At 64.0% G+C, this 16,518-nt stretch carries 18 protein-coding genes and 1 tRNA gene; 6 read left to right on the plus strand and 13 right to left on the minus strand.

Features of this window, described 5'->3' with window-relative positions; all coding sequences use genetic code 11:
- Positions 1-39: 39 nt before the first annotated feature.
- A complete protein-coding gene (locus WDM24_RS08575) occupies positions 40-315 on the minus strand; it encodes a DUF1153 domain-containing protein (protein ID WP_002714638.1) in 276 nt (91 codons plus the stop codon).
- A 561-nt stretch (positions 316-876) separates the two neighbouring features.
- Between WDM24_RS08575 and WDM24_RS08580 the strand changes: the two genes are divergently transcribed.
- Entirely contained in the window at positions 877-1,656 is a 780-nt protein-coding gene (locus WDM24_RS08580; protein WP_029079134.1) for an alpha/beta fold hydrolase, read from the plus strand.
- Between the two features lie 111 nt (positions 1,657-1,767).
- Here WDM24_RS08580 and WDM24_RS08585 read toward each other — a convergent pair whose 3' ends face one another.
- Positions 1,768-2,982 (minus strand): OpgC domain-containing protein, encoded by a 1,215-nt coding sequence (locus WDM24_RS08585; RefSeq protein WP_338701080.1) that lies wholly within the window; start codon positions 2,980-2,982, stop codon positions 1,768-1,770.
- A 124-nt stretch (positions 2,983-3,106) separates the two neighbouring features.
- Complete coding sequence (locus WDM24_RS08590) at positions 3,107-3,286, minus strand: hypothetical protein (protein ID WP_166202918.1); 180 nt, start codon at positions 3,284-3,286, stop codon at positions 3,107-3,109.
- 544 nt (positions 3,287-3,830) lie between these two features.
- Here WDM24_RS08590 and WDM24_RS08595 point away from each other — a divergent pair.
- The gene (locus WDM24_RS08595) at positions 3,831-4,808 is read left to right on the plus strand and encodes a helix-turn-helix transcriptional regulator (RefSeq protein ID WP_166303070.1); all 978 of its coding nucleotides are present in this window, start codon (positions 3,831-3,833) and stop codon (positions 4,806-4,808) included.
- 41 nt (positions 4,809-4,849) lie between these two features.
- Here WDM24_RS08595 and WDM24_RS08600 read toward each other — a convergent pair whose 3' ends face one another.
- The 4 genes from WDM24_RS08600 to WDM24_RS08615 form a co-directional block, all read right to left on the minus strand.
- Positions 4,850-5,353, minus strand: a complete 504-nt coding sequence (locus tag WDM24_RS08600) for a T6SS effector amidase Tae4 family protein (RefSeq protein ID WP_166303072.1) — start codon at positions 5,351-5,353, stop codon at positions 4,850-4,852.
- Positions 5,334-5,645 carry a hypothetical protein gene (locus WDM24_RS08605; RefSeq protein WP_338830851.1) on the minus strand — a complete coding sequence of 104 codons (312 nt, stop codon included), beginning with the start codon at positions 5,643-5,645 and terminating at the stop codon, positions 5,334-5,336. The genes WDM24_RS08600 and WDM24_RS08605 overlap by 20 nt, the downstream gene beginning before the upstream one ends.
- 1,241 nt (positions 5,646-6,886) lie before the next feature.
- Positions 6,887-7,609 (minus strand): flagellar hook assembly protein FlgD, encoded by a 723-nt coding sequence (locus WDM24_RS08610; RefSeq protein ID WP_166303078.1) that lies wholly within the window; start codon positions 7,607-7,609, stop codon positions 6,887-6,889.
- A 10-nt stretch (positions 7,610-7,619) separates the two neighbouring features.
- The gene (locus WDM24_RS08615) at positions 7,620-9,209 is read right to left on the minus strand and encodes a flagellar hook-length control protein FliK (protein WP_338830852.1); all 1,590 of its coding nucleotides are present in this window, start codon (positions 9,207-9,209) and stop codon (positions 7,620-7,622) included.
- A 359-nt stretch (positions 9,210-9,568) separates the two neighbouring features.
- Between WDM24_RS08615 and mnmA the strand changes: the two genes are divergently transcribed.
- The 4 genes from mnmA to WDM24_RS08635 all read left to right on the plus strand — a co-directional run bounded on the left by mnmA (position 9,569) and on the right by WDM24_RS08635 (position 12,027).
- Positions 9,569-10,765: a tRNA 2-thiouridine(34) synthase MnmA gene (gene mnmA, locus WDM24_RS08620; RefSeq protein WP_338830853.1), complete on the plus strand. Its 1,197-nt coding sequence runs from the start codon at positions 9,569-9,571 to the stop codon at positions 10,763-10,765.
- 24 nt (positions 10,766-10,789) lie between these two features.
- Positions 10,790-11,428, plus strand: coding sequence for a class I SAM-dependent methyltransferase (locus WDM24_RS08625; protein WP_338830855.1), 639 nt, complete (start codon positions 10,790-10,792; stop codon positions 11,426-11,428).
- Positions 11,429-11,481: 53 nt separating this feature from the next.
- Positions 11,482-11,835: a hypothetical protein gene (locus WDM24_RS08630; protein ID WP_338830856.1), complete on the plus strand. Its 354-nt coding sequence runs from the start codon at positions 11,482-11,484 to the stop codon at positions 11,833-11,835.
- 115 nt (positions 11,836-11,950) lie between these two features.
- A tRNA-Met gene (locus tag WDM24_RS08635) sits at positions 11,951-12,027 on the plus strand.
- A gap of 128 nt (positions 12,028-12,155) precedes the next feature.
- Here the strand turns inward: WDM24_RS08635 and WDM24_RS08640 are convergent.
- From WDM24_RS08640 to mdcC, 6 genes are read right to left on the minus strand one after another with little or no spacing between them, the layout of a single operon-like run.
- Entirely contained in the window at positions 12,156-13,076 is a 921-nt protein-coding gene (locus WDM24_RS08640; protein ID WP_338830857.1) for an acyltransferase domain-containing protein, read from the minus strand.
- Entirely contained in the window at positions 13,076-13,924 is an 849-nt protein-coding gene (mdcB, locus tag WDM24_RS08645) for a triphosphoribosyl-dephospho-CoA synthase MdcB (RefSeq protein ID WP_338830859.1), read from the minus strand. Before mdcB ends, WDM24_RS08640 begins: the two co-directional genes overlap by 1 nt.
- Entirely contained in the window at positions 13,921-14,568 is a 648-nt protein-coding gene (mdcG, locus tag WDM24_RS08650; protein ID WP_338830860.1) for a malonate decarboxylase holo-[acyl-carrier-protein] synthase, read from the minus strand. The genes mdcB and mdcG overlap by 4 nt, the downstream gene beginning before the upstream one ends.
- Positions 14,561-15,298, minus strand: a complete 738-nt coding sequence (mdcE, locus tag WDM24_RS08655; RefSeq protein WP_338830861.1) for a biotin-independent malonate decarboxylase subunit gamma — start codon at positions 15,296-15,298, stop codon at positions 14,561-14,563. Before mdcE ends, mdcG begins: the two co-directional genes overlap by 8 nt.
- Entirely contained in the window at positions 15,285-16,199 is a 915-nt protein-coding gene (locus tag WDM24_RS08660; protein WP_338830862.1) for a biotin-independent malonate decarboxylase subunit beta, read from the minus strand. Before WDM24_RS08660 ends, mdcE begins: the two co-directional genes overlap by 14 nt.
- The gene (gene mdcC / locus WDM24_RS08665; protein WP_029085582.1) at positions 16,196-16,513 is read right to left on the minus strand and encodes a malonate decarboxylase acyl carrier protein; all 318 of its coding nucleotides are present in this window, start codon (positions 16,511-16,513) and stop codon (positions 16,196-16,198) included. Before mdcC ends, WDM24_RS08660 begins: the two co-directional genes overlap by 4 nt.
- Between the last annotated feature and the right edge of the window lie 5 nt (positions 16,514-16,518).

Below are 16,518 nucleotides of genomic sequence, written 5' to 3' on the forward strand. Positions count from 1 at the left end.
GAAGCCGGTTTTCGTCAAATGCCACGAGTACGGGCGGATTTACTGCCGGTACTGCTGGATCCGGGTGGTGCGCAGCCCGGCCAGACCATGCTGGTCGATCGAGAACTGCCAGGAAAGGAATTCATCGACGGTCAATGTGTAGCGGCTGCAGGCCTCCTCAAGGGAGAGCAGGCCGCCGCGGACCGCAGCGACGACTTCGGCCTTGCGGCGGATGACCCACCGTTTGGTACCGGGGGCCGGCAAATCCGCAATCGTTAACGGGCTGCCGTCAGGCCCGATGACGTATTTCACCCTCGGGCGATGGGGTTCTGTCATGGCGTACTCACAAACTCTCAACCACTGAACTCGCAAGAGGTAACCTACGCCCACCGGTTTAAAATTTGCCTAAGCCCAAGCGTTCAATACGAATCTCGTTGGACCGGCCGGGAACTGGGGGCGGATCGGGTGCCCGGGGGCCGATTGTTGGCCTGTCATCAGGCTCCGGAGCGAGCGGCACCCCTCTCCCTAACCCTCCTCCACAAGGGGGCGGGAACCCTTCTGACGGTGCGTCCCTTACGTCGCTTACCCGCAATTCCCTCGCATCTCACACGCTGTGCAATGTGAGGTAAGCACACTGCTCAGGCTCCCTGTCCTCTTTGCGGGGGAGGGGTGGGGAGAGGGGGTCCCGGGCGAGATAATCGACGTGAGACTCGCTTCCGCAATCATCTCGCGTGTGACAACATGTGTCGAAAGATTGCCGGACGGCACCTTGGTCAATTTTCCTTGACCAACACGACAGCCCCGCGCCGTAACGACGCGCGACCGCCTGCGTAGGAGAGATTGTCCGTTCACCGCAGGTGGACGCGCCCCTCCACTCACTCGATCCGAGCACTTGTCATGATGATGAACAGACGCACTTTCTCGACCGCCTTGCTTGCCGGCGCCGCGGCTTCGCTGGTGTCCTCGCGCGGTATGGCCGCAACCACGCCGCCGGTGAAGGCGCGCAACGTCGTGCTGGTGCATGGCCTGTTCGCCGACGGCTCCTGCTGGACCGAGGTCATTGCGCGCTTGCAGGCCGCCGGGCTCAATGTGACGTCGGTGCAAAATCCGTTGACCACGCTGCCGGAAGCAGTCGCCTCGGCGCAGCGCGTGCTCGATCGCCAGGACGGCCCGACGGTGCTGGTCGGTCATTCCTTCTCCGGCATGATCGTCACCGAGGCCGGCGTGCATCCGAACGTCTCGGCGCTGGTCTATGTCGCCGCGCGCGCCCCCGATGCGGACGAGGACTATACCGCGTTGGCAAAAACCTATCCGACGCCGCCGGCCAGCGCCGGCATCGTGTTCGATGGCGACGAAGGCCGGCTGTCGGAAGAGGCCTTCCTGCGCGATTTCGCCGGCGACCTGCCGGAAGCGAAAGCAAAGGTGCTCTATGCCGTGCAGCAGCCGTTCCACAAGCAACTGCTGGCCGGCAAGGTCAGCCACGCGGCCTGGCGCAGCAAGCCGAGCTACTACGCCGTCTCGACCGAAGACCGCACCATCAATCCGGATCTCGAACGCTTCATGGCGAAGCGGATGGGCGCCACCACGATCGAGGTGAAGGCGAGCCATCTCGCACTGATCTCGCAGCCCGACGCGATCGCGCGGCTGATCCTCGACGCAGCGGGACAATCGAAGTGAGCGTGGGCGCTAACCGTCCTTCGGAGCGCGCCCGCTTCCCCCACGCGCGATAACGAAAGCAGCCCTGGGGTGTGGCGACGCTCCCAGGGCCGCTTTGCGACTCGGTGCCGCCTAGAGGATGTGCGCGCCATGGCTGTCGAGGATGCCGTGATGGCTCGCGCGTGGAATCAAATCATGCACGACGGCATCGACGTCGACCTGTCGCTTGCGCTTGGTGCTGAGCGCGTTCAGTAGCGTGGCGACGAGGATCATCACCAGGACGCCGGCAAGACTGAGCACGATCTGCATCGAAAGCCGGTTCGAGATGTCGAACAGATCAAACCGGCTGACGAGCGCCAGCAGGACGCCGAGACAATAAATCGGCAGCGAATTCTCGCCACAACACCGCGCGCTGCGTAGAATCGGTGTCGATAGCCCCCGCCAGCCCTCGGGAACCAGCCATAACGCCACGATCGCAAGCGCCAGAAAATGCAGCAGCCGCAACGGACTCAAATTCGATTTGTCCAATGGAAACAATAGATCCGTCAGGGTCGGCGGGACCAGCTTGATGTCCTGGCCCAGCGCAAGGACCAGGCTGAACGCCAGATAGAGAGCAGAAAGAACGAGCGCAGGGCGCGACGTCACCCATCCTCGGATCCTCTTCCTCTCGATGACGTACCACGCGCCCAGCACGACCGGCAGCTGCCACGCCAGCGGATTGAAGAACCAGACGCCATCGGGCCAGGCAGGAACGCTCCAGCCGAAGACGTGCACCAGCACATAAAGCAACAACGAGATGCCAAGCGTCACGTTTGGAGCTCGCAGCAGCAGCCACAACAGCGGCGCGAACAATACGTGACAGATCACAAAGACCGGCAAGACATCGGTATTGACGGGGCGGTACTGCAGGACCGCCGCGTGCGCAAGCGTTGCGCCCGGACGCTCGAACAGAACCCGCGTATTGCTCTCGTCGGCAAGACGATCGCTGCCCGTGAGGTAGACGAGGATGGCGCAAGCGAGCGTAAGCAGCAGAAAGGCGGCATAGATGTCCCATCCCCGCCGCAGCGAACGGCCGATCATGCCGCTCCAGCCGTCACGCTGACGCGCCCTGCCGTAGGCCAGTGCGCAGGTCACGCCCGAGATGAACATGAATATCTCGGCGGCATCGCAAAAGCCGTAGTTGCGCAGTGTCAGCCAACTTCCGACGTTATTTGGAATGTGATCGAGAAAGATCCACCATAACGCGATCCCGCGGCAGACGTCGATGCGCGGGTCGCGGCCGGTCGATCTGAACTCCGGCGGAGTTTCGCCGATCAATCGCTTCGAAGTGTGGGTTCGATCAAGCATTTGTTGATCTGTCTGGCGTGCGCGCACGGCCTGATCGGGCACAGGTCCGTGAGACGATCGGATGCTCCGAGGCGTGCGCGTGCCGGACTAGCCTCCGGTCAACCTATGGGATTGCGCGCTGCAGCTATCCGATGGTTGGCGGCGCTTTCGCCGGCCAGCCACGTTCGTCGGGGCCAGAAGGATCATCGTCCTCCGACGGCGCCAGCAAGGTTCCGCCGATGACCGGTATCAAAAGCTGTTTCCGCATTTCGGCGAGGCGGGCACGGCAGTATTCGTGATAAAGCATGTCGAATATGGTGGACATGATCGAACCCTTTCCTGATCACTAAGGCTGACTTCCCATGTGACAGATTTCGACCATTTCAACCGGGGCCAAAAAACCAACGGTGCCGCCGGCAGTCCAACGAATACTGATAGCGATTTGGCCGGAGCGACCAAACAAAATCGAAACCAGTAGTTCTACAAGGGAGCCTTAGTGCGGCTCCTTAAGCTGGATCAATCGCAAACAGGGTCGTAGGGCTGATTTGCGCTTGCACTCTGCCAGGAATGTTTGAACTGGATCCGATGGCAGCAATCATAAATTGAGCCGTCACGACCGTATCCTCTTAAAGGAGAAAAATCGGCTGCGACTTTCGCGGATATTATACACGTAATATTCTGGCCACTGAGTGAACCAGTTCACACTACTATCAATCACAGGCAAATCAGACTAGCAGACCGATAGCGTGGCTTCTTGGACTCATGCGCACGGATCAAGAGCAGGCCGGTGCGTGAATTGCAAAATGCAGATTCGACGTTGGTGTGCCGCAGTACTTCATTCTGATGTTCTGTGAAGGCTGGAGGTCCCCATGCCTACGGACGCAGCCAATTTCATATCGTATCGATTTTCAACGCGCGATCTTCCGGAGCGGATTCGCATCCCCGCATGGCGCGAGCACTTTGGGCGATGCGTCGTGCATGCAGATATCGAGCCTCTATCGAACGTTCCGTTCGAGGCCGATGCGTCCCTGTATGCGGTTCGGGGTTTGCGTACGCTCGCGCTGAAAGGCACTTCCATGCGTTTCAAGCGCTTGCAAGCGAACCTTGCCGATGGTGATGACTCAATCGGCGTGATCTTCTGCTCTTCCGGCGGAAGCCAGCTGTCGCAGCGCGGCGGGGAAGTTGAAGTTCGCGGCAGCGATGCAATCGCAATTCTGCATTCCGAGCCCGTCAGCGTTACTTATGTCGAGGGATTGCAATTTGGTCTGGCCGTGCCGCGCGAGGTGCTTGCGCAGCGCTTGACTGACGTCGAAAGCCTGGCTATGCGGCCGATTTGGCACCGAACCGAAGCATTCCGGCTGTTCACGGCGTATCTGAAGTCGGTCATTAGGACGAGGGCGCTGTCCGCCCCCAGGCTTCATGATACGGTCGTGACCCACATCCATGATCTCATCGCGCTCGCAATCGGCGAGGGGCCTGCCTTGGGCGAGAGCAGCGCGAGCGCCGTCGTGGCCGCTCGGCACAACGCAGTGCTCGACTACCTGGCCATACACTTTCAGGAGCCCGGGCTCAACGTTCAAACGGTCGCCCGTTGCCAGGGCATTTCACCTCGCTATCTGCAGCGCCTGATGGCGTCATCGGGGTCATCGTTCACCGAGCGCTTGAATGAATTGCGTCTGCAACGGGCGCTCAAATTGCTAACCGAGTCTCACGCCAGCCGTCAGCGAATTTCCGATATCGCGCTGGAGGTCGGTTTCTCGGATGTATCTTATTTCAATCGCCTGTTCCGAACGCGTTTCGGCGATTCGCCGCGTGGCGTCCGCCTCGCCCGAAAGGATTCTCACTGAGCCGATCCAGGCGATCGGCGTGCGGCGTGCGGCGTGCCACGCTACTTGTTCAGGTCCCAGAAAAATACCCTGTCGCTTGTCACTGCCGAATACCAACTGCCAAAGTACATGTCAGCATCGTGTATCTGGCCATTCACCCAGATGTCGGTATGACCGATGTTGCTGGTGTCAGTTGGTTCAAATATGATCACCCCGTTTCGGGCACCGATCTTTGATGTATTCGAAAACATTTCCCCTGAGCCGTACCGGTTATTGAGGTACTGCCGGAAATCGAGGGTGGAAAAAATATACTCCCAGCCATCCTTATCGATGAGAAACCGCACCTTTTTGACGAGTACGCCGCCCTTGCCGTAGTCGCCGTCGCAATTGATGTAGTGACCATCAACGTGGTTGAACGCCCAACACATTTTCGAGACGCACGTATTCTTGTGCCCGGGTTCGTCGTGAAACTTCTTTATGGGACCATTGATCATGGTCTTGAATTCGTCGGTCATGCTTGGGTGGTTAGCCAGCAAAGTGTTGAAGCTAATGTTGACGAAACCCATACTCTTTTCTCCGCAGCGCCGTTGCGCCCGAGCCTTGCAGCTCCGACGGGAAAAATTTGGCTTCTGGGACGACATCTGGAGGCGTCGTCGAAATGATGCATCCTAAAGCCGTGACCGTTACAGTGTCCACCGATGAGGGGCGCGACATCGGGACGCCGCGCCGCATGCCGACAGTCGTTTGGACGCTCAGCGGATAGTTGCCGAAGTCGGCTTCAGGTGAAAAGCAGATGGTGGGCAATGCCTGCCAGAGCACGATCCGGAAAAGTGCGAAGCGGCATTCCGAAAAGATCATGCTTAAACAACGAGCTACAGCGCGATGACGATCTCATAGCGCTGTAGAGGCCGACGGAAGAACTGGCGCCGCTATCGCTAGATCGTTCTTCATTGCGGACGCGGTGTCGGTCGCCAGGAAAGATCGTCGGACCACAGGTAGATCGCGATCGCTGCGAGGCACAGTGCGATGCCGATCCAGAAGATTGGCGAATGGTGGATCGGCCGTCGATGGCCCGGAGCTGGCTTCATTCGATCAACTCATCTCGCGCGGGAGCAGTGAGGTGGCAATCACCCGGAATTGAGAGTGTCGCTCAGGCAGGACGTCCTCCGCAAGACCTTCATCACAGGCACGCCGCCAGCGCGGCTTACATTTGCTGCAACATGCCAAAACGGACGCCAGGCGGCTCCTGCTCCCCGGGCGGCGTCAACCGGAGATGGATTCCGGGCTTCGCCGGTAGGATGAGTGGAGCGCAGCGATACCCAGCATTTTTATCCGCGCGGTGAGATGATGGGGTTTCGCTGCGCTCTACTCATCCTACGATGGACATCGTGATGGTAACCGGTGTTGCCAATTCGACACGACGGGCAACTCAGCAAAACCTGTCAATCCTCTGCAATAAAAATATTTCGGTTTTACGGAATGACAACTCGATGTATGGTTCGCCCGTCTCACCCGATCGAGGGGCGCTTCGCGGTCGTCACGAACGCGGTGTGGGATGCGGTGGACGCCGAGCGTGGTGCTGACGAGAGCGCGCGAAGCGGACGGTGAAGTCGTGTGGTCCTGACGCCCTAGCGGCAGGTGTCTCGTCGCAACACGCGATGGCGTGTTGCGGAGGCGGTGACAAGCAAGCCCGGTCTCGCCGGGGAGAGCACGAAGTAAGCCGTAACCCATCGCGCAGGGAAAGCCGGGTTGTTTCCGGTTACACCTGTGGTCCTACCCCCGAGCTTTCTACCCTTTGCTCGGGGCCCATGGGTGCGATCGGCACCCGGCTTTCCCTGCGCCCTCTGTTCAAGGAGAGGGCGGAACGAGAAGCAAAGGTCGGGCAAATCATGTCGCGAGAATGCGAAGCTGTGTCCCCACCCACACTGTCATCGCCCGGCTCGACCGGGCGATCCAGTACGCCGCGGCCATTCGGCTCAAGCACCGGCGTCTCCGGAATACTGGATCACCCGCTTTCGCGGGTGATGACACCGCGATGCTTGATCGTGAATCGAGAACAATCGCGTCCGTCGGCGCGGCGCAAGTCGGGACGACGTAGCTTAACTGCTGCCGCTCGACGTGCCGCGCACCACGCGCTTGATCTTGTCGGTGGTGTAGGTCTGCCCGCCGATCGAGAGCAGCGGTGGCGAGGCGGTCAGGTCGACGGAGTCGACGACGCCCTGCACTTCGGTGGAAATCGCGAGGTCCTTGCCACTGGAATCCTTGCCGGTGGCGGTCAGCGTGTAGGTGCCGGCCGGCCACTGCGTGCCGTCATTGCCCTTGCCGTCCCAGACGAAGCTGGCGTTGCCCTGCTTCAGGCTGAAATTGCCGGAATAGGCGGTCTGGCCGGTCGAGCTCGTGATCGTGATGGTGGCGCTGGTGGCTTGCGGGGACACCAGATTCCAGGTCGCCGATTTGTCGAACTGCGTCTTGCTGCCGTCGACCGCAACGGTGTTGCCGACATAGACCAGCGCCTGGGTCGACTGCGCGCTCTTCTCGATCTCGATCAGCGACTTCAGCTGGTCGTTGGATTTCAGCTGCTGCTCGACGCCGGCGAACTGCACGAGCTGCTGGGTGAACTGGTTGGTGTCGAGCGGATCGAGCGGGTTCTGGTTCTGCAACTGGGTCGTGAGCAACGTCAGGAAGGTCTGGAAATTGTCGGCAATGCCCTGCGACGACGTCGTCAAGCCGCTGCCGGAGCTGCTACTGCTTCCGGAGCTCGTTCCGTTGCTGGTGCCCGGTGCTGAGACGACGGGCGTCGGCATGGTTGCATCGACTGACATCGTGAACTCCTTACACTCTGATATCGACGCCGCCGAGGGCGCCGGTTGTGCGTCCGTAAGAGCGGCCCGCCACCGCGGCAGGAACGCTGTCCTCCTCGGCGACGATCAAACGGTGGGCGTTCGGATTGGACTGGCCATTGTTGTTCTGGCCCGACTGCGACTGGTCGCGCAGGCTGAACTGCAATCCGCCATTGCCGGTCGAGAGGCCGGCATTGTCGAGCGCGCGCTGCAGCTGGTTGGCGTCCTGGCGCAGCATCGACAGCGTCTCCGGGCGTTCGACGGTGAGATGCGATGTCACCTGCCCGTTGCGATCGACATCGATGCGGACGTCGATGCGGCCGAGCTCGGCGGGGTCGAGCCGGATCTCGAAGCGGCTCTTGCCGCTCTTGGCGGAGGCTGCGATCTGCATCGCAAGCCCGCTGAGCGGCACGGCGGCGCTTTGCGCGGCGTTGGTCGCCGTCAATTGCGCGGTCGCGGACGGCGTCGTCTGCGTGGTCGTCAGTTGCGGCTGGATTGCATTCGCCGCCTGCGCGGAGGGATCGGGCGTGGCGAGCTGGGTCGACGCAGCCGTGTGGCCGCCGACCGGCGGCGTTGGCGCGGCGCTGCCGTCGCCGCTCGCATCGGCCTTGATCGCATCGGCGGCACCGTCGGCAGCCGCCTTCGCCTTGCCGGCGACAGCGGCGGCCGGCGCGGCTGCAGGAACGATGGTCGTCGGCGCAGCCGGTGCGGCGCCGCTGCTGCCCGTGGCTGCGCTGTCCTGGTCCGCAGGTGCCGTGGCGGTCGCGTCCTTTGCGGCCACCTGGACCTTGGCCTGCGTCGTCGTCTTCGTCGGTGTTCCGGCGGCAATTGTTGCAGCGAGCGTCGCGTCGCCGGTCGCTGTCGCTGCGCCCTCGGCCGTTGTTGCATCGGCTGTGGTGATGACTGGAGCCTCGGTCTTGACGCCGGCCGCCTTGGCGACCTTGCCGGCATTCGCCGTCGTGGCCGCCGCCGTTGCGGTGTCGGCGTCGGCAGGCGCACCGCTGCTGCCCGGCGCTCCGGTGCCGGCGATGGCCGCGCTCGCCGCAATCGCCGCGGCCGCGATCGCAAGCGGTGCGGCCGGCTGGTCGGACGGCGTGGTGGCCGTCGCTGCCGGGTCAGCCGCCGGAGCAGCGGTAGCGGCAGCAATCACCGCGGCGGCCGTGGCAGCATTGGATGGATCGGGCTGCGCAACGGCTTGCGTCGTGGCCGGCGCGTCATCGGTGGATGGCGTATCGGTGCTCGCGTCATCCGACTTCGATTTCGACTTGGTCTTGCGCGGCGCGTCGCTGTCGCTGTCGACCTTCTTGTCGTCAGGCGAGCTGCTGGAATCCCGCGTCCCGTCGGGGGCCGTGCTGCTGTCGCGGGACCGCGCATCCGTCGTCGAGGACGAATCGTCGGAGCGGCGCGACGGCGCCGGTTGCGAGTCGTAGCGGCTCGAGTCGTTGCTGGACGAAGTGCTGCTGTCGACCAGCGCGGCAAAGCCGTCATTCCCCGCCTGCGCGGCGGGGTCGGGCCGCGACGACCGCGGCGTCGTGCCCTGAAAAGACCGGCTTGCCAATGCTTCCGACGTGACGCTGACCACTGCCAACCCTCGCAAATGAGACTTCCGGGCTTTTGTCAGCAAGGAGCGGGCCAATCACGGCGTGCAATAAATACTCAGCTATTTCAGATGGTTACGTGTCGCCTTCATGGACTGGAACAGGTTCCCGACGGGTCTCCTTTTTGCCCGGCGGCAAGATTTGCCGTCCGCGCGCGGCAACGCGTCGTTTCCGCCGGATTGCCTCACCGGAATACGGCCTATATTAAAGGTGGCCTCCGACGCGTCCTGAACCGACCGAAGCCGCCGTGGATGCGTTCTAAGGCATTCTGGATAAAAGGCTTTTCCAATTTCGTCTCGGAGTGCGTAAGCTCGCCGCGACACTGCTCAATGACCCCTTGAAGATGCTCAACAGTCTGGATCTCGAAAGCCGCCCTGAAGACACACGGATCGTCGTCGCCATGTCCGGCGGCGTCGACTCGTCGGTGACGGCTGCGCTGTTGAAGTCGCAAGGCTATGACGTGGTCGGGATCACGCTGCAGCTCTACGACCACGGCGCCGCGACCCATCGCAAGGGCGCCTGCTGCGCCGGCCGCGACATCCACGACGCGCGCAATGTCGCCGAGCGGATCGGCATCCCGCATTACGTGCTCGACTATGAAAGCCGGTTCAAGGAATCCGTGATCGACAATTTCGCCGACAGCTACGCGCTCGGCGAGACGCCGGTGCCGTGCATCGAGTGCAACCGTTCGGTCAAGTTCCGCGATCTGCTCGCAACCGCGCGCGAGCTCGGTGCGCAGGCGCTCGCCACCGGACACTATGTCGCCTCGCGCCGGCTGGCCGACGGATCGCGCTCGCTGACTTGCGCGGCGGATGCCGACCGCGACCAGAGCTATTTCCTGTTCGCCACCACGCGCGAGCAGCTCGACTTCCTGCGCTTCCCGCTCGGCGACATGACCAAGCCGCAGACCCGCGAGCTTGCGCGGCGCTTCGATCTCGAGGTCGCCGACAAGCAGGACAGCCAGGACATCTGCTTCGTGCCGACCGGCCGCTACACCGACATCATCGGACGGCTGAAGCCGAATGCGATCGCGCCGGGCGACATCGTCGATCTCGCCGGCAATGTCGTCGGCCAGCACCAGGGCATCGTTCATTTCACCGTCGGCCAGCGCAAGGGCCTCGGCATTGCCTCGGGCAGCCCGCTCTATGTGGTCAAACTCGATGCGGCGACGCGCCGTGTCGTGGTCGGGCCGCGCGAGGCGCTGCGGATGGATCGCATCGCGCTGCGCGACGTCAACTGGATCGGCGACGGCGCGCTGGATCGCGTGATCGGCGAGGGCATCGAGCTGTATGTCCGCGTGCGTTCGACGCGCGCGCCGCAGCCGGCGTGGTTGCGCGCCGCCGATGGCGGCTATGAGGTCGAGCTCGTCGCCGGCGAGGAGGGCGTGTCGCCCGGCCAGGCCTGCGTGTTCTACGACGCAGCCTCTGGGCAGGCGCGCGTGCTCGGCGGTGGCTTCATCAGGAGTGCGAGCGCGAGCCGCGTGGCGCGGGCGGCTGTGCGGGATGCGGCGGCGGCGCTCGCCGATGCGGTTCGCGGATAGACAGAAGAAACGTCGGGGCAGGGAATGGCTGGGGACATCGACCGCGAGGGGGTCGAAAAGGCGTATGGCCGCTGGGCACCGATCTACGATCTGGTGTTCGGCAAGGTGTTCGATCAGGGCCGTCAGTCGACGATTGCGGAAGCCGACCGGATCGGCGGGCGCGTGCTCGATGTCGGCGTCGGCACCGGGCTGTCGCTGTCGGAATATGCGCCCACCACAAAACTGTGCGGCGTCGATATTTCCGAGCCGATGCTGCGGCGGGCGCTTAAGCGCGTGCGCGCGCTGGGCCTCTCCAATGTCGAGACGCTGGCGGTGATGGACGCCAAGAACCTCGCATTCCCGGACTCGTTCTTCGATGCGGTGGTCGCGCAATACGTCATCACCGCGGTACCGGATCCCGAGGCGACGCTGGATGATTTTGTTCGCGTGCTGAAGCCGGGCGGCGAATTGATCCTGGTCAATCACATCGGCGCCGAGAGCGGCCCGCGCCGCATCTTCGAGCTCGCCTTTGCGCCGCTGGCGCGGCGGCTCGGCTGGCGTCCGGAATTCCCGTGGGAGCGGCTGACCGAATGGGCGGCCAAGCATGGCGGCGTCAGTCTCGCGGAGCGTCGGCCGATGCCGCCGATGGGGCACTTCTCGCTGATCCGATTCCGCAAATCGTGAGGCTGCGGCGATTTTCATAGGGAACATCGGCGCGTCGTCACGGTTCTCCCGTCATGAGGATTCGAACGCTCGCCTTATCCTGTGTGCTGATGACGGCACCCGTTGTGGCCGCCGCGCAGGCGCCGCCGACGCCTGCCACGCCGCCGGCGCGGACCGCGCCGCCGGCACCGTCGCGCGCTGCCGTGAATTGCGCGCCGCAACAGCCTTCGCATACCGGCGTGGTGGTTCCGGAGGGAACCACCACCGGCCAGGCGCTGGGCGACAAGCTCGCCAAATCCGACGGCGTGCTGTGCCCGCCGGCCGGCGTCGATCCCGAGATGCGTGCGCCGACCCCGCAAGGCGGCAACACGCCGGTGATTCCACCGCCCGGCAGCCCTGGCGGCGACCCATCGGTGCGGCCGAAATAGCCTCTGTCTGCAATAAGTTGCGACTCTGTCCGCCTTTGCTTGACAGGCGAGCATGCCACTCTTTATATGCCGCCCGTTCGCACCCGCGGCTGCACGCCGACGTTCGCGAGCCCATGGCGGGGTAGCTCAGCTGGTTAGAGCACGGGAATCATAATCCTGGGGTCGGGGGTTCAAGTCCCTCTCCCGCTACCACCTTTCTCCACACACCCGTTGCCCGGTTGGGGTAAGCGGCTTTGCCGAGCAGGGCATTTTGGGCGGCCGCTTCTGCGGCCTCTGCGTCGCCTGCTGTGAGACTCAGCGTCTAAAGTCATGCGTACCGGCTACCTGGAAGCAACCCAGCTTCGCAAGCCGTCGACCGTGTGAAATCCGTCCGTGGCGTAGCACCGAATGGATGGCAGGAAGGCCTGCGCCATCTCTGCAAGCGCATGTCCTGGGCCGAGGTCCAGCACCCTGCTGACTCCCAGCTCCGCGAGGGCTTCCAAGGTCGCTTCCCAGTCGATGGGGCACGCGACCTGACCCGCGAGCTTCGCTGTTGCACTCCCTGCAGAGAAGATGCGCTCGCCGTCGCCCCCGGAAAGCAGGATCAGCTCGCTTGCGACGGGGGCGCGTCTGCTGCCGTCGAGCGCCTGTTGCAGCGGCGCGCAGGCCTGCGCGAGGTGTGACGTGTGCGATGCGATTTTCACGGCGAGAAGGCCGGTGCGCACGGCGCCCTGTCTTGTCGCTTCCCGGCAGAGCTCGATGACGTCCCGCTCTGCGCCTCCGATCACGAACAGGAGGTCGGGGTTCTTGATCGCGATCTCGCAGCGGTGGTGTTCCAGCAGACGTTCGAGCGCGGCCCGGTCGAGCCCGCGGACGTAGCCGAGGCGGCCATCTGGTCCGGCCGCGCGGTCCATCTGGCGCGCGCGAACATCTGTCAGTCGGAGGGCTTCGTCGGCTGTCCATATTCCGGCGATGCTCCAGGCCGCCATCTCACCGACGCTGTAACCTGTGACGGCAGTCTGTTCAGGCAGGAGGTCGGCAATGCAGGCGTGGATCGCGAGCACCGACGTGACAGTCAGGATCTGGCTGACACGGTTGGTGGACAATACGTCCACGCTTTGTGTCCTGACGAGCTGTCGCGGATCCTCGCCGAGACAGGTGGTTGCTGCGTCGAAAACCGGCTTCGCGGCGGGCTGCTCCGCGACCAGATCGAAGATCTTGTCCGAGAGGGTGCCTTGTCCGCCGCAGAGCAGTGCAAGCATCAGCGTTCCAGTCGATCGACGAAGAGGGCCATGGCCAGCAGGTCCGCCGAGCCGCCCGGGCTCAGATTGCGCGCCACGAACGCGTGATGAATGTCGACCGCTCGTCTCCGCCAGCCGGCAGATCCGATGCCTCCTGCAGCCAGAAATGCGGATGCGCTGGCCTGCGCGAAGCTCAATCCCTCCGGTCCGCCCCGATGCAACAGGTTGGTGTCGGTGACGTCGGCGATGAGCGTCATGCATGTCTGAATGCGCACCGCTTCCTCATCATGAAGAACGAGCTTCCGCGCCGCATGCAGCGCGGGAAGGGCGATGTCATACACCGACGGAAAGCCATGGGCGGCTTCCGCCCTGGCGCCGCCGGCGCCGTAGCGCCGCGAGGCGACGGCGCCATGGCTGCGCAGCGATATGGGACCTGAAAGGATGTCTTTGTCCCAGCGCCGCGACACCAGGTCGCCGAGGGATTTGCGGACGCCGAGCGCGCCACGATATCCGGCCGCGGCGCAGAGCAGGCCCAATCCGAAGATCGCGCCACGATGCGTGTTGACGCCGCGGGTCGCAGCGAGCATGGCGCGCTCCGCCGCAACTCCGATCGCGCGCAACCGGTTCATGCCGGCGCCCTCGGCGCCTGCGGCTGCCAGATCGCTGAAGAACGGCTTCAGGGTCTCGGCGCTGCGGCGCAGGAGCTCGGCGTCCATGTCGCCATGCGCGCCATTGTCGACATGGCTGACCAACCCCGGCTTGGGATAGGTCTCGACTTCGAGCTTCAGGCAAGACGATGCCAGATGGCCGAGTTGCTCCGCATCAAGCGCAGATCCCGGCAGCGATTGCCATTTGAGTGCAACGTTCATGACACGTGACCTGCGAGAAAGGCTGCGCGCGTCGTGCTGGTGACCCCAGTCGGGCCTTTCACAAGCACTTCGTCCTGATCAGTGCCGGTCAGTTCGCGCCATTGAACCCCTCCTGCCGGACCGACGATCTCACCGTCCAGCCGCATCGGCGCCCGTTGTGCAATTCGGGCGATGTCGGACGGCAGGGTATCTCCTTGCCTGGCTGCCGACAGCGGCCAGAGCAGATCAAGGTCCGAACTGTTCGAAAGATAGGGAAGGCCGGTGAGATACTGCCAGGCCAGGCTGCCAAAGGTGCGGGTCTCCGGCAAAACTTGGAGGAGCTCGTCGATCGTCTCGCGCCAAGCTGCGGGCGCCGTCGCGGCCGCGTCGGCGAGCAATGGGGGCGGGGCGGATGCGACGATATCGGCCGCGGCGAGCGAGATCGCAATGCGCCGTTTGCCGTGGCTCGGCGGCAGTGGCAGACCGAGCGGAATCATGCCGGCAGTATCGCTGCAAGCCGGCCGGCGAACGATGAGGGGACGGCCGACGTGCGCCCAGCCTGCGACGATCGGCTCGCTGGCGAGTTCGGGATAACGGCTCATCACGGCGGTCCATCCGGATGCCGAGGCCTTCACCATGCTGTGGCGCGCGAGAGCTTCAACCATCTTGCGATCCCCGATGTAAGGCTGCCGCGACAGCAACTCGCCCAGCCAGTTCGGCCGCTTTCCGCCGTCCGCCGCGTTCGGCGCCGAGCCGGCCGCGATCATCGTGTCCTTGCGGCCGTTGCAGCACGGCCGCAAGCTGCGGCGCCAACGGGGCATTTTCGTCCCAGACGACGTGTATGCCGCCGGTCTGCACCATGTTCTCGAGGCCCGGAGCGAACACCGGTGTCGCTTCCGCCTTGGCCTTGAGCACATCGATCGGAAGTTTGGTGACCCGCGCCATCGACGGCAGATCCATCACCGCGGGATGCGCCCCGGGCAGCGCGACCAGCGTGTCGGCGGCAAGCGCCGTCGCGATGAACGCTCCGGCCGCGCTGCCGCCGTAGAGCAGGGCGACGGTGCGGTGGCCTTCCGCTTCCGCCAGCAGCAAGGCTTTGGCGAGATGCGACAGGTATTCGCTGAGGCCGAGCAATTCGTCGCGTCGGCTCATGCGCTGGCTTGAGGAATCCACCAGGAACAGGATCGGAGCCCGATCGCCTGATCTGACGATCTCGATCACGCGTCCTGCGAGCACAATCGCCTCGTCCACGCCGAGCGGCTTTCCCTGCGTGATGCCGAGCACGTGGACCGGCCCTGCACCGGGAAGGACCGCCGTTCCCGCGATCATCGCGGGGGTGACGTCAATATCCATGCCGCTGGGGAACAGGCTCGCCAGAATGTCATCGAGCGTCATCGGCATTCTCCCTGTTGTTTGCCGCGCGAAGGAACGCGTCGGTCGAAAGCGAGGGGATATCGGCCGGCTGACCGACGCCCAGCGCCTGCCAGACCTCGACGGCATCCTTGGACGCGCCGAAACGCTGCAGGCGCCGCTCGAGGCGCTTCTGCTCGGCCTCGAGAACCGCAACGCCGCAATCGCGCCTGATCTTGAGTGCATCGATCGCCGCCTGTCGAAACGCCAGCGCCTCGTCGTCAACGAACGTGTCGGCGCCGCCGATGAGGTAGCGGTGCTTGCCTCCCATCGTGCGCCAGACGAGGGCCCGATCGCGTGAGTCGAATTCCTCGACGCCCTTGTTGGTCTCGATCACCTCGGGGCCGCTGACGCTGATCCGCCCCTGCTCGGAGACGACGAGGCGCGAGCAGCTGCCGGCGATCAGGCTGCCGCCGCCATAGCATCCGGCGCGTCCGCCGATCAGTCCGATCACGCTGACGCCCGCGCGCCGCGCCTCGACCACAGCGCGGATGATTTCCGAGATCGCGAGCTCGCCAGCGTTGGCCTCCTGAAGGCGAACGCCGCCGGTGTCGAACAGGATCAGCACATCCTGGTTCAGTGCGCGTGCCGCGCGCAGCAGGCCCGTGAGCTTGGCGCCGTGGACCTCACCGAAGGCGCCGCCCATGAAGCGACCTTCCTGCGCTGCGACGAGCACCGGCGATCCTTCCAGGCGACCGCGTCCGACGACGATGCCGTCGTCGAACTGCTCCGGCAGGTCGAAGATCGCCAGATGCGGGCTCATCTCGCGCTGCTCGGGACCGATGAATTCGGCAAAGCTGCCGGTATCGACCAGCGCTTCTATGCGCTGCCGGGCGCTCGCCTCGTACCAGCTCAGCGAAACCGTATTGGCTGTGGCCGCTGTCATCGTTCCGGCTCCTCGATCTTGCGGATGCCTTGCGCGAGGCGCAGCGCGACCGTGTCGGGTCGGGCTCCGCCGTCATTGATGGAGATACGTAAGCCACCGGCAGGGCGGCGGGCGACGAAGTCGCGCACGACGGCGTCCCACACCGCGCCGAAGCCGTGGGCCGCGGTCGCGATGTCGATCACGCAGGTGTCGGCCGGCGAAGCGCGTTCCAACAGCACCTCGAGATTGCCGGAGGCGACGACGCCGACGATCGCCTGCATGCGGGTGCCGCCAGCGCGCGTCGGGGCAGATAGTCTGAAGCTGAGCGTTTCCATGCAAA

It is taken from the genome of Bradyrhizobium sp. 27S5 (genome assembly GCF_037217225.1).
Classification (GTDB): Bacteria; Pseudomonadota; Alphaproteobacteria; order Rhizobiales; family Xanthobacteraceae; genus Bradyrhizobium; species Bradyrhizobium septentrionale.

What these genes read in the sequence shown, in the direction of transcription:
- WDM24_RS08575 (WP_002714638.1), bottom strand. Translation starts at nt 315, where the DNA reads ATGACAGAACCCCATCGCCCGAGGGTGAAATACGTCATCGGGCCTGAC.
- WDM24_RS08580 (WP_029079134.1), top strand. Translation starts at nt 877, where the DNA reads ATGATGATGAACAGACGCACTTTCTCGACCGCCTTGCTTGCCGGCGCC.
- WDM24_RS08585 (WP_338701080.1), bottom strand. Translation starts at nt 2,982, where the DNA reads ATGCTTGATCGAACCCACACTTCGAAGCGATTGATCGGCGAAACTCCG.
- WDM24_RS08590 (WP_166202918.1), bottom strand. Translation starts at nt 3,286, where the DNA reads ATGTCCACCATATTCGACATGCTTTATCACGAATACTGCCGTGCCCGC.
- WDM24_RS08595 (WP_166303070.1), top strand. Translation starts at nt 3,831, where the DNA reads ATGCCTACGGACGCAGCCAATTTCATATCGTATCGATTTTCAACGCGC.
- WDM24_RS08600 (WP_166303072.1), bottom strand. Translation starts at nt 5,353, where the DNA reads ATGGGTTTCGTCAACATTAGCTTCAACACTTTGCTGGCTAACCACCCA.
- WDM24_RS08605 (WP_338830851.1), bottom strand. Translation starts at nt 5,645, where the DNA reads ATGATCTTTTCGGAATGCCGCTTCGCACTTTTCCGGATCGTGCTCTGG.
- WDM24_RS08610 (WP_166303078.1), bottom strand. Translation starts at nt 7,609, where the DNA reads ATGTCAGTCGATGCAACCATGCCGACGCCCGTCGTCTCAGCACCGGGC.
- mnmA (WP_338830853.1), top strand. Translation starts at nt 9,569, where the DNA reads ATGCTCAACAGTCTGGATCTCGAAAGCCGCCCTGAAGACACACGGATC.
- WDM24_RS08625 (WP_338830855.1), top strand. Translation starts at nt 10,790, where the DNA reads ATGGCTGGGGACATCGACCGCGAGGGGGTCGAAAAGGCGTATGGCCGC.
- WDM24_RS08630 (WP_338830856.1), top strand. Translation starts at nt 11,482, where the DNA reads ATGAGGATTCGAACGCTCGCCTTATCCTGTGTGCTGATGACGGCACCC.
- WDM24_RS08640 (WP_338830857.1), bottom strand. Translation starts at nt 13,076, where the DNA reads ATGCTTGCACTGCTCTGCGGCGGACAAGGCACCCTCTCGGACAAGATC.
- mdcB (WP_338830859.1), bottom strand. Translation starts at nt 13,924, where the DNA reads ATGAACGTTGCACTCAAATGGCAATCGCTGCCGGGATCTGCGCTTGAT.
- mdcG (WP_338830860.1), bottom strand. Translation starts at nt 14,568, where the DNA reads ATGGTTGAAGCTCTCGCGCGCCACAGCATGGTGAAGGCCTCGGCATCC.
- mdcE (WP_338830861.1), bottom strand. Translation starts at nt 15,298, where the DNA reads ATGACGCTCGATGACATTCTGGCGAGCCTGTTCCCCAGCGGCATGGAT.
- WDM24_RS08660 (WP_338830862.1), bottom strand. Translation starts at nt 16,199, where the DNA reads ATGACAGCGGCCACAGCCAATACGGTTTCGCTGAGCTGGTACGAGGCG.
- mdcC (WP_029085582.1), bottom strand. Translation starts at nt 16,513, where the DNA reads ATGGAAACGCTCAGCTTCAGACTATCTGCCCCGACGCGCGCTGGCGGC.